The sequence below is a fragment of the Wolbachia endosymbiont (group A) of Pipizella viduata genome (genome assembly GCF_964028555.1).
Classification (GTDB): Bacteria; Pseudomonadota; Alphaproteobacteria; order Rickettsiales; family Anaplasmataceae; genus Wolbachia.
This window is the reverse complement of the sequence record NZ_OZ034787.1, coordinates 747,104-766,863: the sequence shown is the minus strand read 5'-3', so window position 1 is coordinate 766,863 and position 19,760 is coordinate 747,104. Positions and strand designations below refer to the sequence as shown.

Annotated in this window: 24 protein-coding genes and 2 pseudogenes; 11 read left to right on the top strand and 15 right to left on the bottom strand. The window is 34.9% G+C overall.

Annotated elements, in window-relative coordinates:
* The first annotated feature begins 252 nt into the window (after positions 1-252).
* The gene (locus ABWU50_RS03610; protein ID WP_353275277.1) at positions 253-1,038 is read left to right on the top strand and encodes a latrotoxin-related protein; all 786 of its coding nucleotides are present in this window, start codon (positions 253-255) and stop codon (positions 1,036-1,038) included.
* 81 nt (positions 1,039-1,119) lie between these two features.
* On the opposite strand, the pseudogene ABWU50_RS03605 reads toward ABWU50_RS03610, so the two are convergent.
* The 3 genes and pseudogenes from ABWU50_RS03605 to ABWU50_RS03595 form a co-directional block, all read right to left on the bottom strand.
* Positions 1,120-1,290 (bottom strand): annotated as a pseudogene (locus ABWU50_RS03605) (transposase); the annotation flags it as partial.
* A gap of 14 nt (positions 1,291-1,304) precedes the next feature.
* On the bottom strand, positions 1,305-1,841 hold the full coding sequence (locus ABWU50_RS03600) for a pyrimidine dimer DNA glycosylase/endonuclease V (protein WP_353275275.1): 537 nt from the start codon (positions 1,839-1,841) through the stop codon (positions 1,305-1,307).
* 20 nt (positions 1,842-1,861) lie between these two features.
* Positions 1,862-2,782 (bottom strand): Rpn family recombination-promoting nuclease/putative transposase, encoded by a 921-nt coding sequence (locus tag ABWU50_RS03595; RefSeq protein WP_353275273.1) that lies wholly within the window; start codon positions 2,780-2,782, stop codon positions 1,862-1,864.
* Between the two features lie 416 nt (positions 2,783-3,198).
* On the opposite strand from ABWU50_RS03595, the gene ABWU50_RS03590 reads away from it, so the two are divergent.
* A complete protein-coding gene (locus tag ABWU50_RS03590; RefSeq protein WP_353275271.1) occupies positions 3,199-3,504 on the top strand; it encodes a helix-turn-helix domain-containing protein in 306 nt (101 codons plus the stop codon).
* Here ABWU50_RS03590 and ABWU50_RS03585 read toward each other — a convergent pair.
* On the bottom strand, positions 3,473-3,802 hold the full coding sequence (locus ABWU50_RS03585; protein WP_353275269.1) for a leucine-rich repeat domain-containing protein: 330 nt from the start codon (positions 3,800-3,802) through the stop codon (positions 3,473-3,475). The genes ABWU50_RS03590 and ABWU50_RS03585 overlap by 32 nt on opposite strands.
* 290 nt (positions 3,803-4,092) lie before the next feature.
* Between ABWU50_RS03585 and ABWU50_RS03580 the strand changes: the two genes are divergently transcribed.
* Positions 4,093-4,365: a hypothetical protein gene (locus ABWU50_RS03580; protein WP_264329155.1), complete on the top strand. Its 273-nt coding sequence runs from the start codon at positions 4,093-4,095 to the stop codon at positions 4,363-4,365.
* A gap of 89 nt (positions 4,366-4,454) precedes the next feature.
* On the opposite strand, the gene ABWU50_RS03575 is transcribed toward ABWU50_RS03580, so the two are convergent.
* Together ABWU50_RS03575 and def are read right to left on the bottom strand one after the other, a co-directional pair.
* Positions 4,455-5,276, bottom strand: a complete 822-nt coding sequence (locus ABWU50_RS03575) for a uracil-DNA glycosylase family protein (protein ID WP_253309680.1) — start codon at positions 5,274-5,276, stop codon at positions 4,455-4,457.
* Positions 5,266-5,805, bottom strand: a complete 540-nt coding sequence (gene def, locus ABWU50_RS03570; RefSeq protein ID WP_253309681.1) for a peptide deformylase — start codon at positions 5,803-5,805, stop codon at positions 5,266-5,268. The genes ABWU50_RS03575 and def overlap by 11 nt, the downstream gene beginning before the upstream one ends.
* Positions 5,806-5,954: 149 nt before the next feature.
* Between def and ftsA the strand changes: the two genes are divergently transcribed.
* The 3 genes from ftsA to map all read left to right on the top strand — a co-directional run bounded on the left by ftsA (position 5,955) and on the right by map (position 8,569).
* Positions 5,955-7,193, top strand: a complete 1,239-nt coding sequence (ftsA, locus tag ABWU50_RS03565) for a cell division protein FtsA (RefSeq protein ID WP_353275267.1) — start codon at positions 5,955-5,957, stop codon at positions 7,191-7,193.
* A gap of 41 nt (positions 7,194-7,234) precedes the next feature.
* Complete coding sequence (locus ABWU50_RS03560) at positions 7,235-7,636, top strand: nucleoside triphosphate pyrophosphohydrolase (protein ID WP_353275266.1); 402 nt, start codon at positions 7,235-7,237, stop codon at positions 7,634-7,636.
* Between the two features lie 150 nt (positions 7,637-7,786).
* A complete protein-coding gene (gene map, locus ABWU50_RS03555; RefSeq protein ID WP_353275264.1) occupies positions 7,787-8,569 on the top strand; it encodes a type I methionyl aminopeptidase in 783 nt (260 codons plus the stop codon).
* Positions 8,570-8,619: 50 nt separating this feature from the next.
* Here the strand turns inward: map and ABWU50_RS03550 are convergent, their stop codons facing one another.
* Positions 8,620-9,831, bottom strand: coding sequence for an MFS transporter (locus ABWU50_RS03550; protein WP_353275263.1), 1,212 nt, complete (start codon positions 9,829-9,831; stop codon positions 8,620-8,622).
* Positions 9,832-10,049: 218 nt separating this feature from the next.
* Between ABWU50_RS03550 and rsmH the strand changes: the two genes are divergently transcribed.
* Complete coding sequence (gene rsmH / locus ABWU50_RS03545; protein WP_253309686.1) at positions 10,050-11,003, top strand: 16S rRNA (cytosine(1402)-N(4))-methyltransferase RsmH; 954 nt, start codon at positions 10,050-10,052, stop codon at positions 11,001-11,003.
* Positions 11,000-11,305 carry a hypothetical protein gene (locus ABWU50_RS03540; protein ID WP_353275261.1) on the top strand — a complete coding sequence of 102 codons (306 nt, stop codon included), beginning with the start codon at positions 11,000-11,002 and terminating at the stop codon, positions 11,303-11,305. Before rsmH ends, ABWU50_RS03540 begins: the two co-directional genes overlap by 4 nt.
* A 51-nt stretch (positions 11,306-11,356) precedes the next feature.
* Here the strand turns inward: ABWU50_RS03540 and ABWU50_RS03535 are convergent, their stop codons facing one another.
* Positions 11,357-11,656: an ETC complex I subunit gene (locus ABWU50_RS03535; protein WP_253309377.1), complete on the bottom strand. Its 300-nt coding sequence runs from the start codon at positions 11,654-11,656 to the stop codon at positions 11,357-11,359.
* 145 nt (positions 11,657-11,801) lie between these two features.
* Between ABWU50_RS03535 and ABWU50_RS03530 the strand changes: the two genes are divergently transcribed.
* Both ABWU50_RS03530 and pth read left to right on the top strand, forming a co-directional pair.
* Positions 11,802-12,410: a 50S ribosomal protein L25/general stress protein Ctc gene (locus ABWU50_RS03530; protein WP_250295275.1), complete on the top strand. Its 609-nt coding sequence runs from the start codon at positions 11,802-11,804 to the stop codon at positions 12,408-12,410.
* 2 nt (positions 12,411-12,412) lie between these two features.
* Positions 12,413-12,961 carry an aminoacyl-tRNA hydrolase gene (gene pth, locus ABWU50_RS03525; protein ID WP_353275259.1) on the top strand — a complete coding sequence of 183 codons (549 nt, stop codon included), beginning with the start codon at positions 12,413-12,415 and terminating at the stop codon, positions 12,959-12,961.
* Between the two features lie 545 nt (positions 12,962-13,506).
* Here pth and ABWU50_RS06855 read toward each other — a convergent pair.
* The 6 genes and pseudogenes from ABWU50_RS06855 to ABWU50_RS03495 form a co-directional block, all read right to left on the bottom strand.
* Positions 13,507-13,608: pseudogene (locus ABWU50_RS06855) on the bottom strand (IS630 family transposase); the annotation flags it as partial.
* A 253-nt stretch (positions 13,609-13,861) separates the two neighbouring features.
* Complete coding sequence (locus tag ABWU50_RS03515; RefSeq protein ID WP_353275256.1) at positions 13,862-14,638, bottom strand: hypothetical protein; 777 nt, start codon at positions 14,636-14,638, stop codon at positions 13,862-13,864.
* Between the two features lie 65 nt (positions 14,639-14,703).
* Complete coding sequence (locus ABWU50_RS03510) at positions 14,704-15,093, bottom strand: phage tail tube protein (RefSeq protein WP_353275255.1); 390 nt, start codon at positions 15,091-15,093, stop codon at positions 14,704-14,706.
* A complete protein-coding gene (locus ABWU50_RS03505; RefSeq protein ID WP_353276350.1) occupies positions 15,068-15,460 on the bottom strand; it encodes a DUF3168 domain-containing protein in 393 nt (130 codons plus the stop codon). The genes ABWU50_RS03510 and ABWU50_RS03505 overlap by 26 nt, the downstream gene beginning before the upstream one ends.
* Before the next feature lie 355 nt (positions 15,461-15,815).
* Positions 15,816-16,364 carry a head-tail connector protein gene (locus ABWU50_RS03500; protein WP_353275254.1) on the bottom strand — a complete coding sequence of 183 codons (549 nt, stop codon included), beginning with the start codon at positions 16,362-16,364 and terminating at the stop codon, positions 15,816-15,818.
* A 522-nt stretch (positions 16,365-16,886) separates the two neighbouring features.
* Positions 16,887-17,198, bottom strand: coding sequence for a hypothetical protein (locus ABWU50_RS03495; protein ID WP_341814954.1), 312 nt, complete (start codon positions 17,196-17,198; stop codon positions 16,887-16,889).
* A 206-nt stretch (positions 17,199-17,404) separates the two neighbouring features.
* Between ABWU50_RS03495 and ABWU50_RS03490 the strand changes: the two genes are divergently transcribed.
* Entirely contained in the window at positions 17,405-17,563 is a 159-nt protein-coding gene (locus ABWU50_RS03490; RefSeq protein WP_353275252.1) for a hypothetical protein, read from the top strand.
* A 74-nt stretch (positions 17,564-17,637) separates the two neighbouring features.
* On the opposite strand, the gene ABWU50_RS03485 is transcribed toward ABWU50_RS03490, so the two are convergent.
* The gene (locus tag ABWU50_RS03485) at positions 17,638-18,948 is read right to left on the bottom strand and encodes an ankyrin repeat domain-containing protein (RefSeq protein ID WP_353275251.1); all 1,311 of its coding nucleotides are present in this window, start codon (positions 18,946-18,948) and stop codon (positions 17,638-17,640) included.
* Positions 18,949-19,760 lie beyond the last annotated feature (812 nt).

Here is a 19,760-nt window from a genome sequence, read left to right as displayed (position 1 = left end):
TTACTTTTATAAAAACACAAGTCCCTTTAGCGTCACAAAAAATTTGTTCATTTACTTTTCCAAAAATCACAAAAAAGTACCTACCTTTGTGAGAACAATTTAAATAAAAGCAGCGTTGTGAAAATAAAAACGCAAAATTGTTGCAACAAAGCCAAACAAATTAGTTCATATCTAAATGTGGCAAAAGTAGGTTAATATAGCTGACTTTATAGTATAGTAGAATTATTATATAGAAAAGTTCGAACGTATTGTTTGGTAAAGGAAAGAAACTACAAAACAATTCAAGTAGCAAACTCTTCGATGGAAGTAGAGAATGGGAACCGTAGCCGTCGTTCTATCGATCAACCTTATTTAAAACCACTTTTGTTCCAGATCCGAGGTTGGTTTGTAAACATAATGAGTCGATTATCTTTTCAAAGCGTTTCCAACAAGCAGACTCTATTATCAGCGCCTTTAGTAAATAAAGAATTTGTAAAAGGAATTGACGATAAAACTAAAGTGGTGCCAGACATTAGAAGCATTTCAGCACAATCTGATATAAATGGAAGAATACTATTAGCTGATATGTTGCTGGCCAAGAGAGGTAAAAGACAAATGTATACTTCTTCAGCAGATAAACAGATTTCTTTGCAAGAGGCACAAGGCTATTCATTAAATATCGTAGATAAGTTTGAAGCAGAACTAAAACAAGCAGCTTTTCGTTGTGGTATATCGGTACAACAATTAAAAATTAATTTTCAAGAAGTACAATTAAGTGTACTTAAGAAAGTCATAGCGGGAAACTATCATGAAATCTCAGGTATGCTGTACTCATATGCAGAAAAAGCTTGTCCAGCATTAGAGCAAAAGGAGAAATTCTCAATGTCTTTTAAAGGTAAAATCGAGCAAATGTTGCAGAAAGAAATGATGCCTTTACTGGACAAAGCAAATGTTGATCCTTCATCAGTAAGTACTAATAAAGCTGTAGCTCTATCTGGTCCTAGAATCAATTTAAATAACGTATCAATTACAACTAATTCTACTGAATTGATCAGATAGAGCCTGAGTGACGGAAGGAGCAGGTGTTTGCATTTTTTGTGGCTACTTGCTCCTACTGTTTCTCTAACTAATGTTGATTGATCAGAAAGTCTGTTTGATTTCGTCAAGGGAAAGTCCGGTGATTTCAGCTATAACATCTATAGAGACAACGGCCTTAAGTGAATTTTTTGCCACTGCTATTTTAGCTTTCATTTCACCTTTTTCTTCGCCGATTAGGATGCCTTTTTCATGTCCGATTTGGATGGCTTCTCTATTTATGAGCTGTATTAGCTGTGGTATTGCGTAGCAGGATTTCCTATTATCCAATCTGGTGCTCCTCTGCCATTTTCCCACTTAGCAAATCTCATCTTTTCCTTGAGATAATATCTCCTATAAGCTTCCACAGAACTGCTGCATTTATACTGATCCGGCAGTGCTTGTATAAAAGCTTGCATATCAGTTGATCGAAAAATGAGTAAATCCTTATTACTATCACACCAATTTATTACTTCCTCTGATTTATGCTTTCTTTTGTATCGCCAAGTGTACTCTTTACATAATTCTCTTCCGTACTCTATCAACCAACAAAAATTCCCTTTCGATTGCCTAGCCCACAAAGAACAAGGATGATTGTTGTGAGTCAGTTTATATGGGACTTCTATATTCTGATTTATGATACTGACAAAAGGATTTGGCACTTTCAATGCTGTTGAAAAAACATTACTCAATAATTGAGCAGTTTCTAATGGCATTTTTACTATATGCTTATCACATAACATTTGAGCCGCAATTGCTGGGTTTTCATCTAGTATAAAGATGTTCATCTATACACCCAAAGATAGAATTAGCTTAAGTCTTTGACTTCGTTAACTGTAAGACCAGTAGTTTGAGCTATAATATCAATAGAAACCCCTGCTTTAAGTAGATTCTTTGCAACTGCTATTTTAGCTTGCTTTTCACCCTCTTTTCTGCCTTTTTCATGACCGATTTGGATGCCTTCTTGTCTACCTTCTTGTCTACCTTCTTGTTTAGCATCATCGAGTTTTTGAGCGAGTACAGCCTGTTCATCACGAATACGCTTGATCTCTTGTTCATAGGCAATAAATTCTTTTTCAGACCAGTTGAACCTATTTAGTTCTTCATAAGCTCTTTTAATTATTAGATCACTTCCTATTATTCTTTCTAGCTCTTCTTCACTAGTTTCATCTGCATATCTAAAGAAGTAGATCCATTTCTCAACAATACTTGAAAGCTGATCCTCTTTGGTTTTTGGAAATTTAGGCAACTCAATAAAGATAAAGTAGAAATCTTTTAGGTCATGTTCATTAGTATCTTCATCGCGAATAGTGTGTTTTGATTTATACTCAGACTTATCAGGAAATAAAATACAATCTGCTATAGCAATAAAGATAATTTCCTTAAGGTCATGGTATTGATCGCCCTTATCAGCCTGTCTTGAATAGGCTTTGGCAGCATAGTATTGGGCACGTTTTTCAAAGCCTTTAGTTTTAGCGACCTGCATCTCGCAAATGTATTGAGCACCTGTAGAATCTCTACAGAGAACATCAACAATACTTTGCTTTTTAGCGGCGATATCAGGGTCTTGAATAGTACTTAAAAACTCTATATCCTGTATTGCATTTTTGCTAGTAAAGCCCAGAATATCGTTGAGGAAGTGAATGAGGATATCTTTATTCTTTTCAGTACCAAAGATACGGCGAAAGGCGACATCATTCTTTGGATCGAGAAACTTCGAAAGAGCCATAACGAACTAACCTAAAAAGCATTAATAATTATACATAATTCTGAAAAAATATTCAACTTCTTTATTTTTAGTTTATTTTTTTAAGTTTTGAATGCGTTGATGAAAAAAATGTCTCCCATAGATGGCTTTAGAATGCTACTACGCACCTTAGAGGTCCTTTTGTAGATCTTTTTATAACCCCCTCATAAAGCGCCTAAAAACCCCGGCAAATGAATTCATGAATTTAGTAGCTATAAAGAGCTTTTAAAATACTTATTTTTGGTGTGAGAGCCTAATAAAATACGAGCCAAAAGCTCAAACCTACCATCGAGCTCTCACATCTTTCATAATAAAGAGCTTGAAGTTTAACGTCAACATTTTCATAGTAAATTTATGCTAACCTGTGTAATAATGTGTAGTTTATTTCTGTTAGCGGCATGGCAAAACGTACTACTATCTCCATAAGGTACAAAATAGCACAAAATATAAGAAGCTGGATATTAAAGCGGAAATATACCCAAAAAGATTTAGCAAATAAAACAGGTATAGAATACTATACGCTGCTAAGGTATGTAAAAGGAAAATGTGGCATTCCAACTGAAAAGTTAAAACGTATAGCAAAGGCATTGTCAGTTCCTATTAGTAATCTACTTCCTCCACCAAGAGAAGACAGTTGTTTTGATAAAGATAAGGCGCAAGAGACGTACGATTTCATGGGAAAATACATGAAAACGATAAATTAAGTGAAGTAAGATTTGTAAGCTTAGATAATTCTTTTACACCTTCATCACCAATATTGTTATTCGATAAATTAAGTGAAGTAAGATTTGTAAGCTTAGATAATTCTTTTACACCTTCATCACCAATATTGTTATTCGATAAATTAAGTGAAGTAAGATTTGTAAGCTTAGATAATTCTTTTACACCTTCATCACTAATATTATTTTTTCCCAAGTTAAGTGAAGTAAAACTTGTAAGCTTACCATTAGCTAAAGCTTTCGCACCTTCATCACTAATTTTGTTATCATTTAAGTGAAGCAAAGTAAGATTTGTAAAATTACCTTCAGCTAACCCTTTTGCACCTTCATTACCAATATTGTTACCATTTAAGTGAAGCCTTTCAAGATTTTTAAGATTACCTTCAGCTAAAGAAGATCATTAGAGGGAAAAGAGGAGCTTGATGATTTGGAAGAGAGCTTAATTGATGAAAGATAGCGCTATGTGTTTCCAAAATTGTGTATAAAAGTAAAACAAAACGAAGGTTAACAGTTGCGTCTTTTTCGCAAGAATAGCTGATAAATGGATTTATGGAAAAAAGGAGTGCCTGAACTATGAAAACATTTACAGGAGAAACTATGAGAAAAAGAACATTAACTGTTACCTGTCGATATGAGCCTGATGAGTTAGCAGATAAACGCTTATCGGATGTATACGGGCAACTGATAGAGAGATTGATAAAGAGAAAAAAAGAAAATAGAGAGAAAGAAACAAATGAAAGTAGTGAGTTTATATGCGAGAGTGTCATCGTGCAAAAAATTAAGCATAGTACGACAAATACAAGTTTTCTTGTCGTTTTAATCTGCACAGATTGCGAAGTTAAATGAAATAGCTTCAGTTTCATGATAAGGGGGCTGGCGGAGTTTGTCAAGGAAGTTTTTTCACTTCTGCGGGCTACTTCTTGACACCAGTGGTGTTAAGTATTCGTACAGTTATTGGTATTATTAAGATACTCCCTAATCTTCTTTAAATCCTCCCAGGCTAAACGTTTTTGCATTGGCTGACGCAGTAGGTAAGCTGGGTGAAATATAGCAGCTGTAGTGATTGAGTGAGATAAATATTGGTTAGTGTACGTATGAAATCTACCACGCAAATTCGATATAGTTTTTGTGCTGTCAAGAAGGCTATAACACGCAATTCCCCCGACCAAAATTAGAATTTGCGGTGAAACCAGTGCAACATGCTTCTCAACAAATGGTCTGCACATATCAAGCTCTAGGTCGGTTGGCTTTCTATTGCCAGGTGGGCGCCAAAATACGGTATTGCTTATGTATACCTTAGTGCGATCAAGATTGATTGCATTTAACATTTTATCGAGCAACATTCCACTTGCACCACAAAATGGTATGCCTTGAAGGTCTTCATTTGCTCCTGGAGCTTCACCAACGAGCATAATTTTTGCGTTTGGATTACCATCGGAAAAAACAGTATTAGTTGCAGTTTTTTTTATCTCACAACCTTCAAATGATTCAACTGCACTTCTTAGTTCATCCACACTACTACATTTACTTGCAAGTTTCCTTGCTTCAATTATCCAATCACTTGGAAACATGTCTTTTCCATCTTTAGTGTCACCCCAGCGCGTATCTGCATCTTTCTTCTGGGTCCCAGTTTGGATAACAGAGGGTTGCACACCCTCTTTGCTCTCCAACTTTTTTTCCTCTTCACCCTCTGTTAGTGTGCAATCAACGCCCACTTCATGGTAAAATTTTAATAATTCTAGGTCTTCATTGCTCATAATGCTTTTTAACCTTTTGTGCTTTTTTCATGGCCATATCATACTTTAATTTAGATAAATGTCTAATATATAATATGCCATTTAAGTGATCTAGCTCATGCTGAATACACCTTGCGAGCCAGCCGCAAGCTTTTAGCGTCTGTTCCTCATTATTTAAATCCTTATATTTCACAGTCAAATATTTTGGACGCTTAATTTCATAGCTTTGCTCTGGAATTGAAAGGCACCCTTCTTTGAGAATTACTTGTTCATCGGATAATTCCGTAATTTCAGGGTTAATCATGTAAAATTTGCCAGTCGATTCATACCCTACTGGCTCGTCTTCAGCTCGAGAGAGCTGAATGTCCATAACAAAAACTCTCCTCAGCACTCCAACTTGCACTGCAGCAAGGCCAAGACCTTCTGCATCGTACACAGTTTCGAACATGTCGTTTACTAATTCTTTAATTTTATCGTTTATATCTGTTACTTCACTAGCACGTGTGATTAGCCTTTCATCAGGGGCAATTACAATTGGTAATATGGACATAAAATGGACATAAAAATTATAATCCTATGTTTTGCTTTTCCTTTTGTCCAGAATTTAGTGTATATTAAAATGTTGCTATATCTATAATAGAAATATAAATTATTAAAGAAAGCTACAATTCAAATGAAATTGCGTAATAAGGTTAACTAATGTACTCTGCAGTAATAGCAAAACCAAAGAGAAACGTTTTTGCTGTTTTAGACATAGGTACAACAAAGATTATTTGTCTAATCGTTAAGATAAATAGCAACTTCAGCTATAAAGTAACAGGAACGGGCTATAAGATTGCAGAAGGTGTAAACGGTGGGTCGATAACTAATGTAAAACACGCAAATTACTCCATCTCATCAACTATAGGTTTAGCTGAGCAAGTGTCAGAGGAAACTATAGACCAGATATATGTGAACATTGCTGGATGTGGCATCTCATCTTTTAATGTACATAATGAAATTATTGCAGCTAATCATGAAATTTCTGACCGGGATATAAAACGTGTAGTTTTTCAGACGTTTGAGAAATATATTGAAGAAAATGTTATCATTCACAATATACCACTGAAATATCACTTAGATGACATGACTGACATAAAAGAAGTTGGTGGATTGTACGGAAAAAGACTATCTGCTGATGTTAATGTTGTCACTGCTTCGCGTCCAGCGCTTACCAATATTGAAAACTGTATTACCAATAATGGTGGATTAAATATGGCAGGTTGTATTGCTTCTGCATATTCTGCAGGTCTTGCCTGTCTGAGTGAAGATGAAAAAGAGCTCGGGACTGCTATTGTTGATATAGGCGGTGGGTGCACTGCAATTGGAATTTTCAAAAGAGGGAAACTTGTGTATGCAAGCAGCGTTCCAATTGGTGGCGTTCATATCACTCGAGATATTGCTTACGGGCTATGCACAAGCATAGAACGTGCAGAGTATATAAAAATACTGTATGGTAGCACTATCGTAACTTCAATAGATGAGAACGAATATATTACAGTCCAAAATAGTGAAAATGATGAACCTACTCAAGTATTCAAATCTGAGCTTATTAACATCATAAGACCAAGAATTGAAGAAATACTTGAAATGGTAAGAGAGCAATTTCAAGAGCAGAAAGATCCAATTAATAAAGTAGTGATCACAGGTGGAACTAGTCAACTCACAAGCATGAAGGAAATTGCAGGCTATATATTCAATAAGCAAGTTCGAATTGGGTGCCCTGAGTCTTGTAGCGGTCTTGATGGCGAATATGATAAAAATCCTGTATTTTCTGCTGCTATAGGTTCTATAAAGCTAATAGTTGACACTTTTTATAAGAATAACTCTGGAATGCTCGGTCAAGATGGTAAAATAAGTAAGTTGTACCATTGGGTTAAATCAAAAGTTACAGTTTAATTTTACTGAATGAAATTCTTATATCTATCAAAGGAAACATTATGAATAAAAAACATTGTTTCAAAATTAATAAACTTGTTCGTGATCATACAACTGAAATTATACGTTCCCATGGAATTATTGTTTATGAGAGGGTGATGGAAAAAGATGAATACATTGAACGTCTCAAAGATAAACTTTTAGAAGAAGCAAAGGAAGTTATTGCCTCTAAAACCTCAGATGAAAACCTTGAAGAGTTAGCTGATTTACTTGAGGTCATACATGCATTAGGCAAAGAAAGTGGACTATCTATAGAACAAATTGAAGAAAAGCGTATCTCTAAAAAACAAGAGAGAGGTGGTTTTGAGAATCCTATCTACAATACTTACATTGAGGTGAATTCTAATAGCATCGATTACTATCACAAAAAACCTTCAGATTATCCTGAGATAGTAGTTGTATAGTTCAGATTATTAAATAGACTTCTTGCTTGACCACCTTTCATACAAATGACTTGACACTAGGATCCATAGGGCTTATTTTCATAATACGTAAAGTTATTACATTTATGTACTTGCAAGTAAGCGTACCAATTACAATAAGACATGGAAAATATGAACATAACTATACACTCACAAGAAGATTTTGAATTTATGCGCAAGGCTGGCAGGCTTGCTGCTGAAACTCTTGATTTCATTGCACCGTACGTAAAGGTAGGGGTGACAACTAATGAGTTAAATGATCTATGTCATGATTTTATAATTAATGCAGGTGCAATTCCAGCACCACTAAACTATAGGGGGTATCCAAAATCGATTTGCACTTCAAAAAATGCAGTTGTGTGCCATGGTGTTCCCGATGATAAAACGCTTAAAGATGGAGATATTTTAAATATTGATGTCACGGTGATTTTAAATGGTTGGCATGGTGATACAAGTCGCATGTTTTGGGTTGGCAAGCCATCAATAAAAGCAAAACGTTTGTGTGACGCTACTTATCATGCATTGATGGAAGCAATTAAACAAGTTAAACCCGGCAATAAGTTAAATGAAATAGGGCTTGCTATAGAGAAATATATTAGAGATTTTGGATATTCTATCGTACGCAGCTACTGCGGACATGGTATAGGAAAAGTCTTTCATGCTCCACCAAATGTAGTGCATTTCTATGATCAAGATGAAAATCTCATCTTGAAGGAAGGTATGTTTTTTACAATAGAGCCAATGATTAATGCTGGAAAACATGAGACTCTGCTCAGTAAACTCGATGACTGGACAGTGACAACAAGCGATCTTTCACTTTCTGCTCAATTTGAACATACGCTCGGAGTAACTAAAGATGGTGCTGAAATATTCACATTATCACCTAAAAATTGGCACTTCCCACCATATAATTAGATTTTTTTAAACTCTACTATACTGCAACTATACTTGGATCTTGAAGAAAGCTAATCCTTAATTTGCGATATAGCAACTAGCCCAATTAATGCACAGAAAATCATGTAAAAACTAGCTGAAGTCTCTTGTCCTGTAACTTTGATAATTGTTGTGCATATAAATGGTGCAAGGCCACCAAAAAATCCAGCAGCTATATTTCTTGACAAGCCAAATCCGCTGTACCGAACCTTTGTTGGAAATAATTCACACATAAATGCACTGACAGGACCAAGCGATGCAGCTATTGGAATTATAAAAAGAATATGTGCCGTAAAAGTGAGTAAGTAATTGCCACTACATAACATTGAGAAAACTGGATAACTCACTATTACAAAAGCTATAAATGCAAATTTCATAACTTTTTCTCTTCCTACCTTATCAGAAAGTATTGCAAACAATATTGTCAATCCTCCGAGCGCAATTTGACTCAGTATTTCTACCATATGGTTAAAATGAGTATTTATTGTTGATGTAAGCACATTGAAAAATACCAGATATATGTAAAGAGATGAGTTTTCAACTATATCAACCCCAACTGATATCAGAAAAGGTTTTTTATAGCTATTCAATAACTCTTTTAATGGCAGTTTAGATGGATTTTTCTGTCTTTTATACTCTGGGCTTTCATCAAGTATATATCTCATATATATGCTGATTAATCCCATTGCTAAACTGAAAATGAAAGGTAATCTCCACCCCCAAGATTCAAAATCAGATACTTTTTTGCATATGAGTACTGCTATCAGGCTTAATACTGAACCAAAAATTGCGCTTAATACTTCAATGCTGCCAAAAAATCCTTTTTTGTTTTTAGGAGCGTGTTCTATTAAAAATGGTGCATTTCCTGCTTCTCCTCCAAGGGATATACCCTGCGATAATCTTAAACAAACTACCAGCATTGACGCTAGTATTCCAATGCTTTGATAACCTGGAACAAAAGCAATTAATACAGTTGATAAAGTCATTAATATAATCGAGAGCAATAAGGCAACTCTTCTGCCATGCTTATCACCAATGTGACCAAATATAGCAGCGCCGACTGGTCTCATTAAGAAACCCACTGCAAACACTCCAAAAGCCTTCAATACGCTGGTTAGTTGATCATCCGATGGAAAAAACACACCACCTATTATGTTTATTAAGTGGCCAAAAAGCATGTGGTCATACCACAATAAAGTGTTACAAATCAAACTTGAAAATATTACTTTTGTTATTTGCTGCATAATTTTCTATAGTTTGTTTAGTATTTAGTAATATACATTAATTTTTTATATAATAGAAAAATTTGAACATTATATTAATAATAGTATCTTATTAAATCTTAATATTTTTATATCATTGACTATATTCAAGTATTTTTATATTATTGCCTATATATTTCCATATGTTTTAGTGGGAAGCTATTTTTATTTGTATGCACAGAGTCTTTTGATGGAGCACTATGACACACACTCCAGTTTTGTTAAAAGAGATGCTATCACTACTATCACCGCAGGATGGTGGTATATACGTGGACGCCACATTTGGAGCTGGAGGGTATAGCAAAGCAATATTGGAGTCAGCTGATTGCAAGGTATATGCAATTGATAGAGATGAAACGGTAACTAAGTTTTATGATGATTTAAGCGTTAGATATCCCGATAGAATAAAACTATTCATTGAGAAGTTTAGTAATATTAAAAGTATACTAAGCAGCGTTGAGCCATCTCCTGTCATCCCAGTACTTGATACTGGAAAAAATAACTGGTCACGCGCTGGAATGAAATCAAACGGAGTGGATGGGGTGGTTTTTGACATCGGAGTTTCATCTATGCAGCTTGATAACGGAGATAGAGGGTTCTCATTTTTACATGATGGTCCACTCGATATGAGCATGGATAACTCTTCTTATATAAACGCTTCAACGTTTGTTAACGCTTTACGCGAAGAAGAAATTGCAAATACTATATATAACTACGGAGGAGAGCATCATTCTCGCAAAATCGCAAGAGCAATAGTAAGTGCACGGAAGAAGAAAACTATCAAAACTACATTTGAGCTTGCGAACATTGTACGTTCTGTGGTGTTCCGTGGAAAAAGCAAAATTGATCCTGCAACCAGAACATTTCAGGCAATCAGAATATGGGTAAACGATGAGCTGGGAGAACTTGAGAGGGGCATTAAAGCTGCATCTGAAATTTTAAATGAGAATGGCAAATTAATTGTTGTCACCTTTCATTCTTTGGAAGATCGTATAGTCAAAACTTTTTTTAAAGATCTATGTGAGCCAAGATCTACTGATTGTAAGACATTCTCTCTTCTAAATAAAAAAGTGATCAAAGCAAGTATAGAAGAAGTAAGTGCAAATCCGCGTTCACGCTCAGCAAAACTAAGAGCTATACAGAAGTTGTCATGAGAACTTTCTCCATCATCTCAATAGTTATGTTTTTTCTTAGCATTGTAGGACTATTTAAGATAAAACTACATGTTCAGTCATTAAATAGAGAGCTAATAAAAATAAAAAGTGAAATTAGTTTAGTACAAAGTGATATAAAAGTTTTACAAGCAGAGTGGAGCTATTTGAATAATCCAAAAAGACTTGCAAGCCTTGTAAAGAAATACCTAAAAAATAACTCTTTAATACTGGCTAGCCAGGTTAAAAATCTTGACTCTTTAAATGGCCGCAGTGTGTTAGCACAACTTAAAACCCAGAGTTAAATTGGTTATACTAAGCTTTATCTTTTACAGATAAGCACACCACAATAAACCTTACTTTAGTATGAAATTGCTTGCGTAAGATTTTGGCAGCCTCTTAACATTTTTTGGCATTTCAATTACGTATTTAACGTTGCGTTTTTTTGCGTAGAATACTGCTTTTTCAAGAGAATCAAACTTTAATACAATCTGTTTTTTTGGATCTTTTGAGCCAACCCACCCCATTAAAGGTTCAATGTAGTAAGAACCAGATTCAATTTTTAGGTGCCAGAGATTTGTATTACCTAAACCAGATTGTGTTGCAGTTTTTGTTGGTTTATAAATCCTAAAAACTACTTTATCATCAATGCCCATAGTTCTTATTAAATAAGCTTAAATATACATCTAAATAAATCCTTTCACAAACAATTAGTATGAAAGAATGAAGTTTGAAATAAATATTTTTATGTTATATTATTATTAAATTATATTAAAAGGATTAGCTGAATAGGAGTAATCGATGACGCAACAAGAAATAGTAACAATTAATGCAGAGTTACGTGATATAACAAAAACAAAAGCGATGCATTCTCTAAGGAAGAAAGGAAACATCCCTGGAATCATATATGGAAAGGGTCATGATAATGTAAATTTAACATTGTCTGCAAAGGAATTCACGAAGCAATATAAATCAGGCTCTCTTTCTGCACATTTGATAGAGCTGAATATTTCGGGCAAAAAGGAATATGCTCTTGTTCGCGATATCCAATTGCATGTAGTAAAGGATACTGTGCAACATGTTGATTTTCAATTTGTTGATAAAGGCAGCGAAATTAAAATAGACATACCTCTATCATTTGTGAATGAAAGTAAAGCTCCAGGGATCAAGTTAGGTGGAGTGCTTAATGTTTTGTGTCGTTCTATTGCTGTTAAATGCTCTCCTGATAAAATACCTCAGGTTATAGAAGTTGATTTATCCGGTAAAATGATTGGCCAGTCTATACATATTAATGATGTAAAATTACCAGAAGGTGTTAAGTTTGTAGCTCATGAAGAAGAAAATTTTACTATTGTTACAATTTCTGCTGCCGATAGTGACGTTGAAGAACCTCAAGCAGAAACAGAGTAATAGTGCATCTGATAGTTGGACTTGGTAACCCTGGTGGTCAATATAAGTTAACTCATCATAATATCGGCTTCATCGTAGTTGATAAAATTTACAAATATTGGAATTTCCAGTCGTTTTCTAAAAAAGCCGATTATCTAATAACCTCTGGCATAATTAATGATAATAAAATCATGTTAATAAAGCCTTATTCATTTATGAATAATTCAGGCATCCCTGTTGCAAAAATACGAAACTTTTACAAATTATCGCTAGATAATATCGTTGTCATACACGATGACGCTGATTTGGAAATTGGAAGAATAAAAATAAAGAAAGGTGGTAGCTCTGCTGGACATAATGGACTTAAATCCATAGATAGTTTTATTGGTAATGATTATTGGCGCTTGAGATTTGGAGTGGGTAGACCTGAAGATGAAAAAAGCTTAGCAGATTATGTATTATCAAAATTTTCAAATTTTGATAACGTTACTCCCTTAGTGGAAAAAATAGCAAAAAATATACACTTAATGCTGCAAGGAGATAATACAGCTTTTATCAATTTGATTGTATAATATTATGAAACACAAAACTAAATTTCACACAATTAAAATAACAGATTTCTTGTACTACCTCCCAAGCCACAACTGTCATTCAGTGGAAACAAAAAACTTCCTTGACAAACTCCGCCAGCCCCCTTATTATGACAATAAGGGTATTTATGACTCAAAACTTGTTTTTGACCTGCAGGCTCAATGACAAAATTCAGTAAAAAACTTAGGGTATTTATTGGCGGATTACATAAAATTATAGCGGCTGCATGTCTTTTAAATTTTTTCTACATTCAGCCAAATCGCGCTTATTTTAAGCGTTAGCACATTATTACAGCGCCAGTTTAAATTATTATAGGGTCAAAACTCGCACCACGGGAGTTCTTTGCCTTTTTTTTCTGCCTGGTAAATTTCTTAACATTTATAGCTTAGGTTAGTTACAAATTAAGAGCAATATTCACTAGGGAGGATGTCATCCGAGTAGCTTGACTACTTGGATCCAGGAAAGTTTGCTTGTGAGCAAGCAAAATATAGCTAACCCAAGTAAGGTTTCCCCGAGTGCTAAAATCAATAGCCGAATTGATATCGGGCCAAAAGTTCTGCAGAGCTTTTCTTATGGCATTCTTGATGGCAAACCATAACTTTTCAATTGGATTTAAATCCGGCGAGTATCTTTGTCTTTGCACATATTGCCAAATTTTTCAATTATCTTTTCTCTTGCTTATCTTCTCCATAGTCATTTTTTTCTCGTCTACTACTTTCAAAACACGTTCCCTCAGATCCTCACTTTGGCATCATTCTACCTTATCTAAAGCCATTTTATACCTTTTTATCCCTTCTGGGGTAACCTTTTTTCAGTTAGCTATATAACCCTAATTATGAATTAACAGACAGTAGAATCGAAAGATTATTACAAGGAAAAGTCTACACAGATCGACCTTTTTGTGAATCTGCGTTTCTGCTTTCTTCAACTTGTTTTGCAAAAGATGTTTCCTGTTTGCTGATATGCTGAAGTGGCTTAGCAATTTCGCGCACAACGGCAGTAACTGCTGTTAAAAATGTTTTTAACAATGCACCTAAAGCTCCACCAACTGCTTCCCTGCCATATATATGAGCTTGCTTTTCGTTATCGTCAGCAGCTTCCCCTGCTCTCCTTCTTGGATCCATCCTATGAGCAATCACCGAAAACAACACTCCCCTGATTGAAGACTTCACTCGTTTTTTTGCTTCATCATCATGTGCTGTTTCATGTCCATGACTTAAGTGTTTAGCGTTCATTAGCTCCTTTTGTTGCTGGGCAAACATGCTACTTAATACTTCTTCTATTGCTTGCTTCCTTCTTTTCTCTCTAACCCTTTTCATAGATTCTGATTTATCGCGAGTATGCTTTGTGGTTTCAAATTCTGCATCAATATCTTCAGACGCAGCCTGACTATATAAAGTCTCTATGAGCCTGTCTATGCTTCGCTTTATTTGCATAGTCCTTTCGTAACTATCCAAATTATCAATTCCTTCGTCGATCTGATTTAGAATATCCTCAAAAACTTTTAAATAGTCTTGAATATACTGTATTATGTATTGCTTATCTTCCTCTTTGTATTGTTCTTCTTGATTTTCATTTTCTAAACTTCTCTCTCTTCTGTCATTGTTATTTTCTTCAATATTACCACCGTCTTCCTCGAAAAGGTTTTCGTCGTTCATGATTTTTTTTAATTTAGTTAAAATTCTCACCAGTTACTATTGTATATGAAAAAATTAAATTAACATTAATGAAAAGCGTTTACAACTTCAGCACTCGCTAAAATTACAGTAAAACTGTCAAAAGCAGCGGGGTCATAATATCTCTCATATAGTTCAACTGAACACCGTAATCTGATCTTTTCCTTAGTGTTAAAATTAATTTCATAATCATTATTAGAGTTTAATACAGCAGAATTACGTAATAATTCATCAGCTAATACAGAGTCTAAAATTCCATTAATTTTTATCGTAATGTGTCTGCTTCCAGCACAATCGAGCACTTTTCTCCAGCCAAAAGAAGAAATATCTTTCACCTCTTCTCTGTTATTACGCAAAGTAAACCTTAGGTTTCGTATATTATTTAACACAATAAAATTATTGTCATGATCTTTAATTTTTAGCTGTAATTTGCTCATTATCGCCTCCTTTCATTAAAATATCAAAATTAATTGTTGAATGTAAAATTTCATCGTGCTGACTCATAGCACAATTACTTTCCAAAATAGTTTCATTATCAGAATATTTAATACTCTTAAGTATCAAGTTAATATGCCTTATAATGGCAAACATACTGCCTATATGATGGGTATATATGTCGCATGAAAATCTTGCCTTTGTAGCAAAATTGGACAGCATGTGCAGATTATTATAATTCACTACATGCAATCTCAGGTAAGGAATGGTGACCTGTTTAGGTAAGTAGTCATAAATGTTAGTAACATATTTCCTTAAATCAGAGTTTGCTTTTAGTGCTTCATAAATGCTACTGTACAACTCGTTTATAGCTTAAATTTTTTCCATGATTAATCCTCGAAAGATATATAGCTAAAACATAAGCAGCGTTTCCCGATACAAACTCGTCATCCCGCTGCTTGTTAGCGGGATCTATGTGAGATACCGTGACGGTATGACGTAGGACTGCTGTCATTCCGCTACGTGTTAGCGGCTGAGATACCGCGAATGAATCGCGGTATGACGGTATTTATCTCGTCATCCCGCTGCTTGTTAGCGGGATCTATGTGAGATACCGTGACGGTATGACGTAGGACTGCTGTCATCCCGCTACTTGTTAGCGGGATCTATGTGAGATACCGTGACGGTATGACGTAGGTAGCCCAGTTTGGATGACAAGAAAGAGCTACAAAACAACCTTTGGTTCGCGAAATGGAGAATACACCTTCTTCACTTCAGACAAATGGCTACTTACCCCCGATTCACGATCTTTGTAAATAGCAGAAACATGCCGCATAATACCTAGTTTTATCTGCTCAGGAACATTGTCATAGCCAGCCTCGTATACAACATCAACTCTTATTGCATTCAAATAATTGAAAAACTCAACGTAGCCCCCTACATCACTAAAATAATACTTAAGTGTTCTCTTCTCTTGACCTTTAGACATCATTGCAGTAGCCAATACTATCTTACTCACAGGGCCATAGCTTAAATAGATCCTACGAGGTACATAATCTTCATATGAAACTTGCCATGTTTGTTTCACCAGTGACTTTTCCATATGCCACTCAACATAATCAGTTGCCATAAAAATTAGATCTGAAATCAACTTATCATCTTGATCGTTCTCAATGCGTAAAAAAGATTTAACCTCTTCTAAAGTAACTGGAAAAGATTCAGGCTTAGATTTACGTTGCACATGTATTCTTGGTGAAGTAGATCTTGTTGACATGATAACCCTCCTTATAAATATATTTTTGTCATTCTAACGCTCCTTATTTTGTCATCCCAGCACCTTCTTCTTTCATCCAAGTAGCTAACACTGGGATCTAGTTCTCTTTACAAATTCACCAAAAGTGTTTCATTCTATAACGCAAAACCCATATTCACAAAACCCAATGCATTACTTGCAGTTAAGTTTCCTAGATCCCAGTGTCACGCACTGGGATGACAAAAAAAGGAGCACTGGTTCCTTTATGACGGTGTCATCCAAGTGGCTGACACTGGTTTCTTTATGATGGCAGTGCTTGACACTGGAATCCAGCCTTTCACTGTCAAAGATGTTATTTTTAATATAAGGTTAGTCACTTTCGTGCTCACCAACTTAATCTCTAATCAAAATTTCTGGATCCAAGTAGTCAGGGCACTGGGATGACATCTTTGTGTTTGAGGCAAAACCGGCTATAATATTTCTTCGCAAACAAATGTTCGTACAGAGCTACTTTCATGACACCACGATTATGCTATAAATTCTTTATCGTATGAATATATTAAGAAGAGAACGTATTAAAGCTGTTTCTCCTTTTTTATTGATAAAATTTGAACTTATAGCATATTCAACTAGGCTGGATTTTAGTAGATTGACATTTTGAGAATGAATATTATTGAAGACGGAGTTTAACTCTTTAGCAAGCAGACTGCGAAATTTTTGCACACTGTCATATGCGATATTTTCAAGTTCATGTGCAAATTTATCTTGAGCTATAGTTGTTATATCTTCAATTTCCTTATTAAACTCCTCTAGCTTTTTTTCGTTATTTTTAAAATTTTTCGTAAAAGTTTTCATATCAATTAAACTCAACTACTATTATGATTATAATAACAATGAAAAACTACCGAAGTAAAAATTCACACTACTGTGTAACTTGCAAATACTTTTACGCGCTAGGGCTATAGGTGTCATCCAAGTACCCCCTTCCCGTCATCTGAGTAGCCTCCTTTTCCTGTCATCCCAGTGCTTAACACTGGGATGACAGGAAAAAGAATGGTGTCATGAAAGTAGCTGACACTGATTTCCATCCAAAAGGGTGTCATCCCAGTGCCCAGAAACTTGGATCCAGAAAACTTAACTCTACACCAAGTAAATGTACAATAAGAACTAGATCCCAGTGTCTGGGCACTGGGATGACAAAAAAAGGAGCACAGGGATGACATCATCCTTTTTTTGGGATTCCAGTGTCAGCTACTTGCATCTGCAAACTGCAATGTTCGTACAGATGTAGGTGCTAAGTTTTACAAACACCACGTTGTGCTGAACCTATATCCACTTCTTTTAATTCAGTGTCAGGTTTTGTTGATATTGCATATGTAACGCCACTAGCTATCAAAGCAGATACTACAAAAGTTGCAATTGTTAATAGAACTGGTAATTGGAAAGCTATACTAAAGATAGCACCTACTGCTAATATAGTTACAAGATTCACGGAAGCAACTTTTAAGAAACACATTTGTCTTTTTCCTACTTTTTCTAGTGACACTTCATTTGTTTTAGTTTTGCCCAGTTCACTCTTAAGTGGTGTGTTTTCATTCTCCAAACTTTTTATTTTTTGTTTTAGTGATAGATTCTCTTCATTGGATTCTTTCAACTTAGTCTCGCAACTTTTTGATTCTTCTAGTTCCTTTTGCGTTTTTTCTAACAACGCTTCTGCTTTAGAATACTGACTTTCTGTTTTGTCTAATTTATCCTTAAGCGTTGCGTTTTCACTTTCTAGAACTTGCATTTTTTGTTTTAGTGATAGATTCTCTTTTTGGTTTTGTTTCTCCAATGCTTCCAATTTACTCTGATATTCAGTTACATGACTTTTTGATTCTTCATTTTTTGCATCAATGTCTTCTTCACCTTCTGATTCAGTACATATTCCACTGTCGTCACTACTACTACTTTCATTTAAAGAGGTAGAGGTCTGTTCATTACTACATGTGGCATTTATTTTTTGCGGCGACTCAAAATTTTTTACCATATTCTTAACACTAACACGTGGGTATTGCTCATCTACTGTACTGTCACTACTTTCACCCGTAACAGAAGTCTGTTTATCATTACGTGTAGCATCGTGTCGTTTCAAGTAAGGACTTATAACATTTGCTGGCTCAGCAGCTGCATTATTCCCGTTCACAACTAAACCTTCTGAAGTTTTGTCTTTATTCTTTTCTAATTGAGGATTTGCTTTTCGTAAAAGCTGTATTATCTCTTGATTACCATTCAAAGTAGCAATGTCAAAAGCAGTTGGTCCATCATTAGATCCATTTTTGACTCGAGTTTTAACACTTACTTTCTTTTCTAGTAGAAGTGTTACTGTCAATAAATCGTCACATGCCACAGCAAGATGCAATAATGTCCAATTTTCTATTTTGTCTGAAATTTTTATACTGAATTGATGCTCCTTACTAAAACCACGGTTAAACTTGTCGTATTCTGCATAATCTTTGTTGCGTAACTCATTTCTTATCCTTTCAAGCAAATTATCCTTATTCAAACCTTTACTCTCACTCACATTGCGTATTATTTCAAAAAACTTTTCCTTTTCTATTGCCACAACCTTTCCTCTCAATTTATTTATTATTGCTGCATAGTTCCATAAAGAAGTTAAATTTACCTAAATCCTATATTTGATCTAAAAATTAGTCATAAACATTTTCTTCCAATTCGTTGTCATTCAACTCCCCTGTCATCCCAGTGCGTGACACTGGGATCTCATTTTACTTTATGATGATGTCATGAAAGTAGCTGACACTGGAATCCAGAAGACAACCAAATAATAAAGGCTAGATCCCAGTGTCACGCACTGGGATGACAAAAAAAGGAGCACTGGAATGACACCCTACTTAACCCGTCATACCGCCGCGGTATCTCCTTAGAATAGATCCCGCTAACAAACAGCGGGATGACGATTGTCGTTTAGCTACAAACATTAAGAAATTTACCAAGTAGAAAAAAAGGCAAAAGAAGCCCCATGGTTGGCTAATTACTTATATTATACTTTCAAGTATGGCGTTTTTTTATTCTAAACGTTTAATAACCGCGATTCAGTTGCTTTTAAGCCGCAACTAATCTAAATTATAAACATTAAGAAATTTACTAAACAGAAAAAAAGGCAAAAGAAACCCTAGGGTAGCTAATTATTCACTATCCATTTTTTAAGTTGGCGTTTTTTAATGTTTTAAATGCTTTATAAGCGTATTTCAGCTTGTATAAGTAAAAACCTAGAAATTTGATAAAGACATAGAGTGCACATAGTGCAAAAAATTAAACATGAGACGCCAGATACGTGAGTTTTTTTGTCATTTAATCTATACAGAGAAGATAAATAAATAGCTTCAGTTTCATGATAAGGGGGCTGGCGGAGTT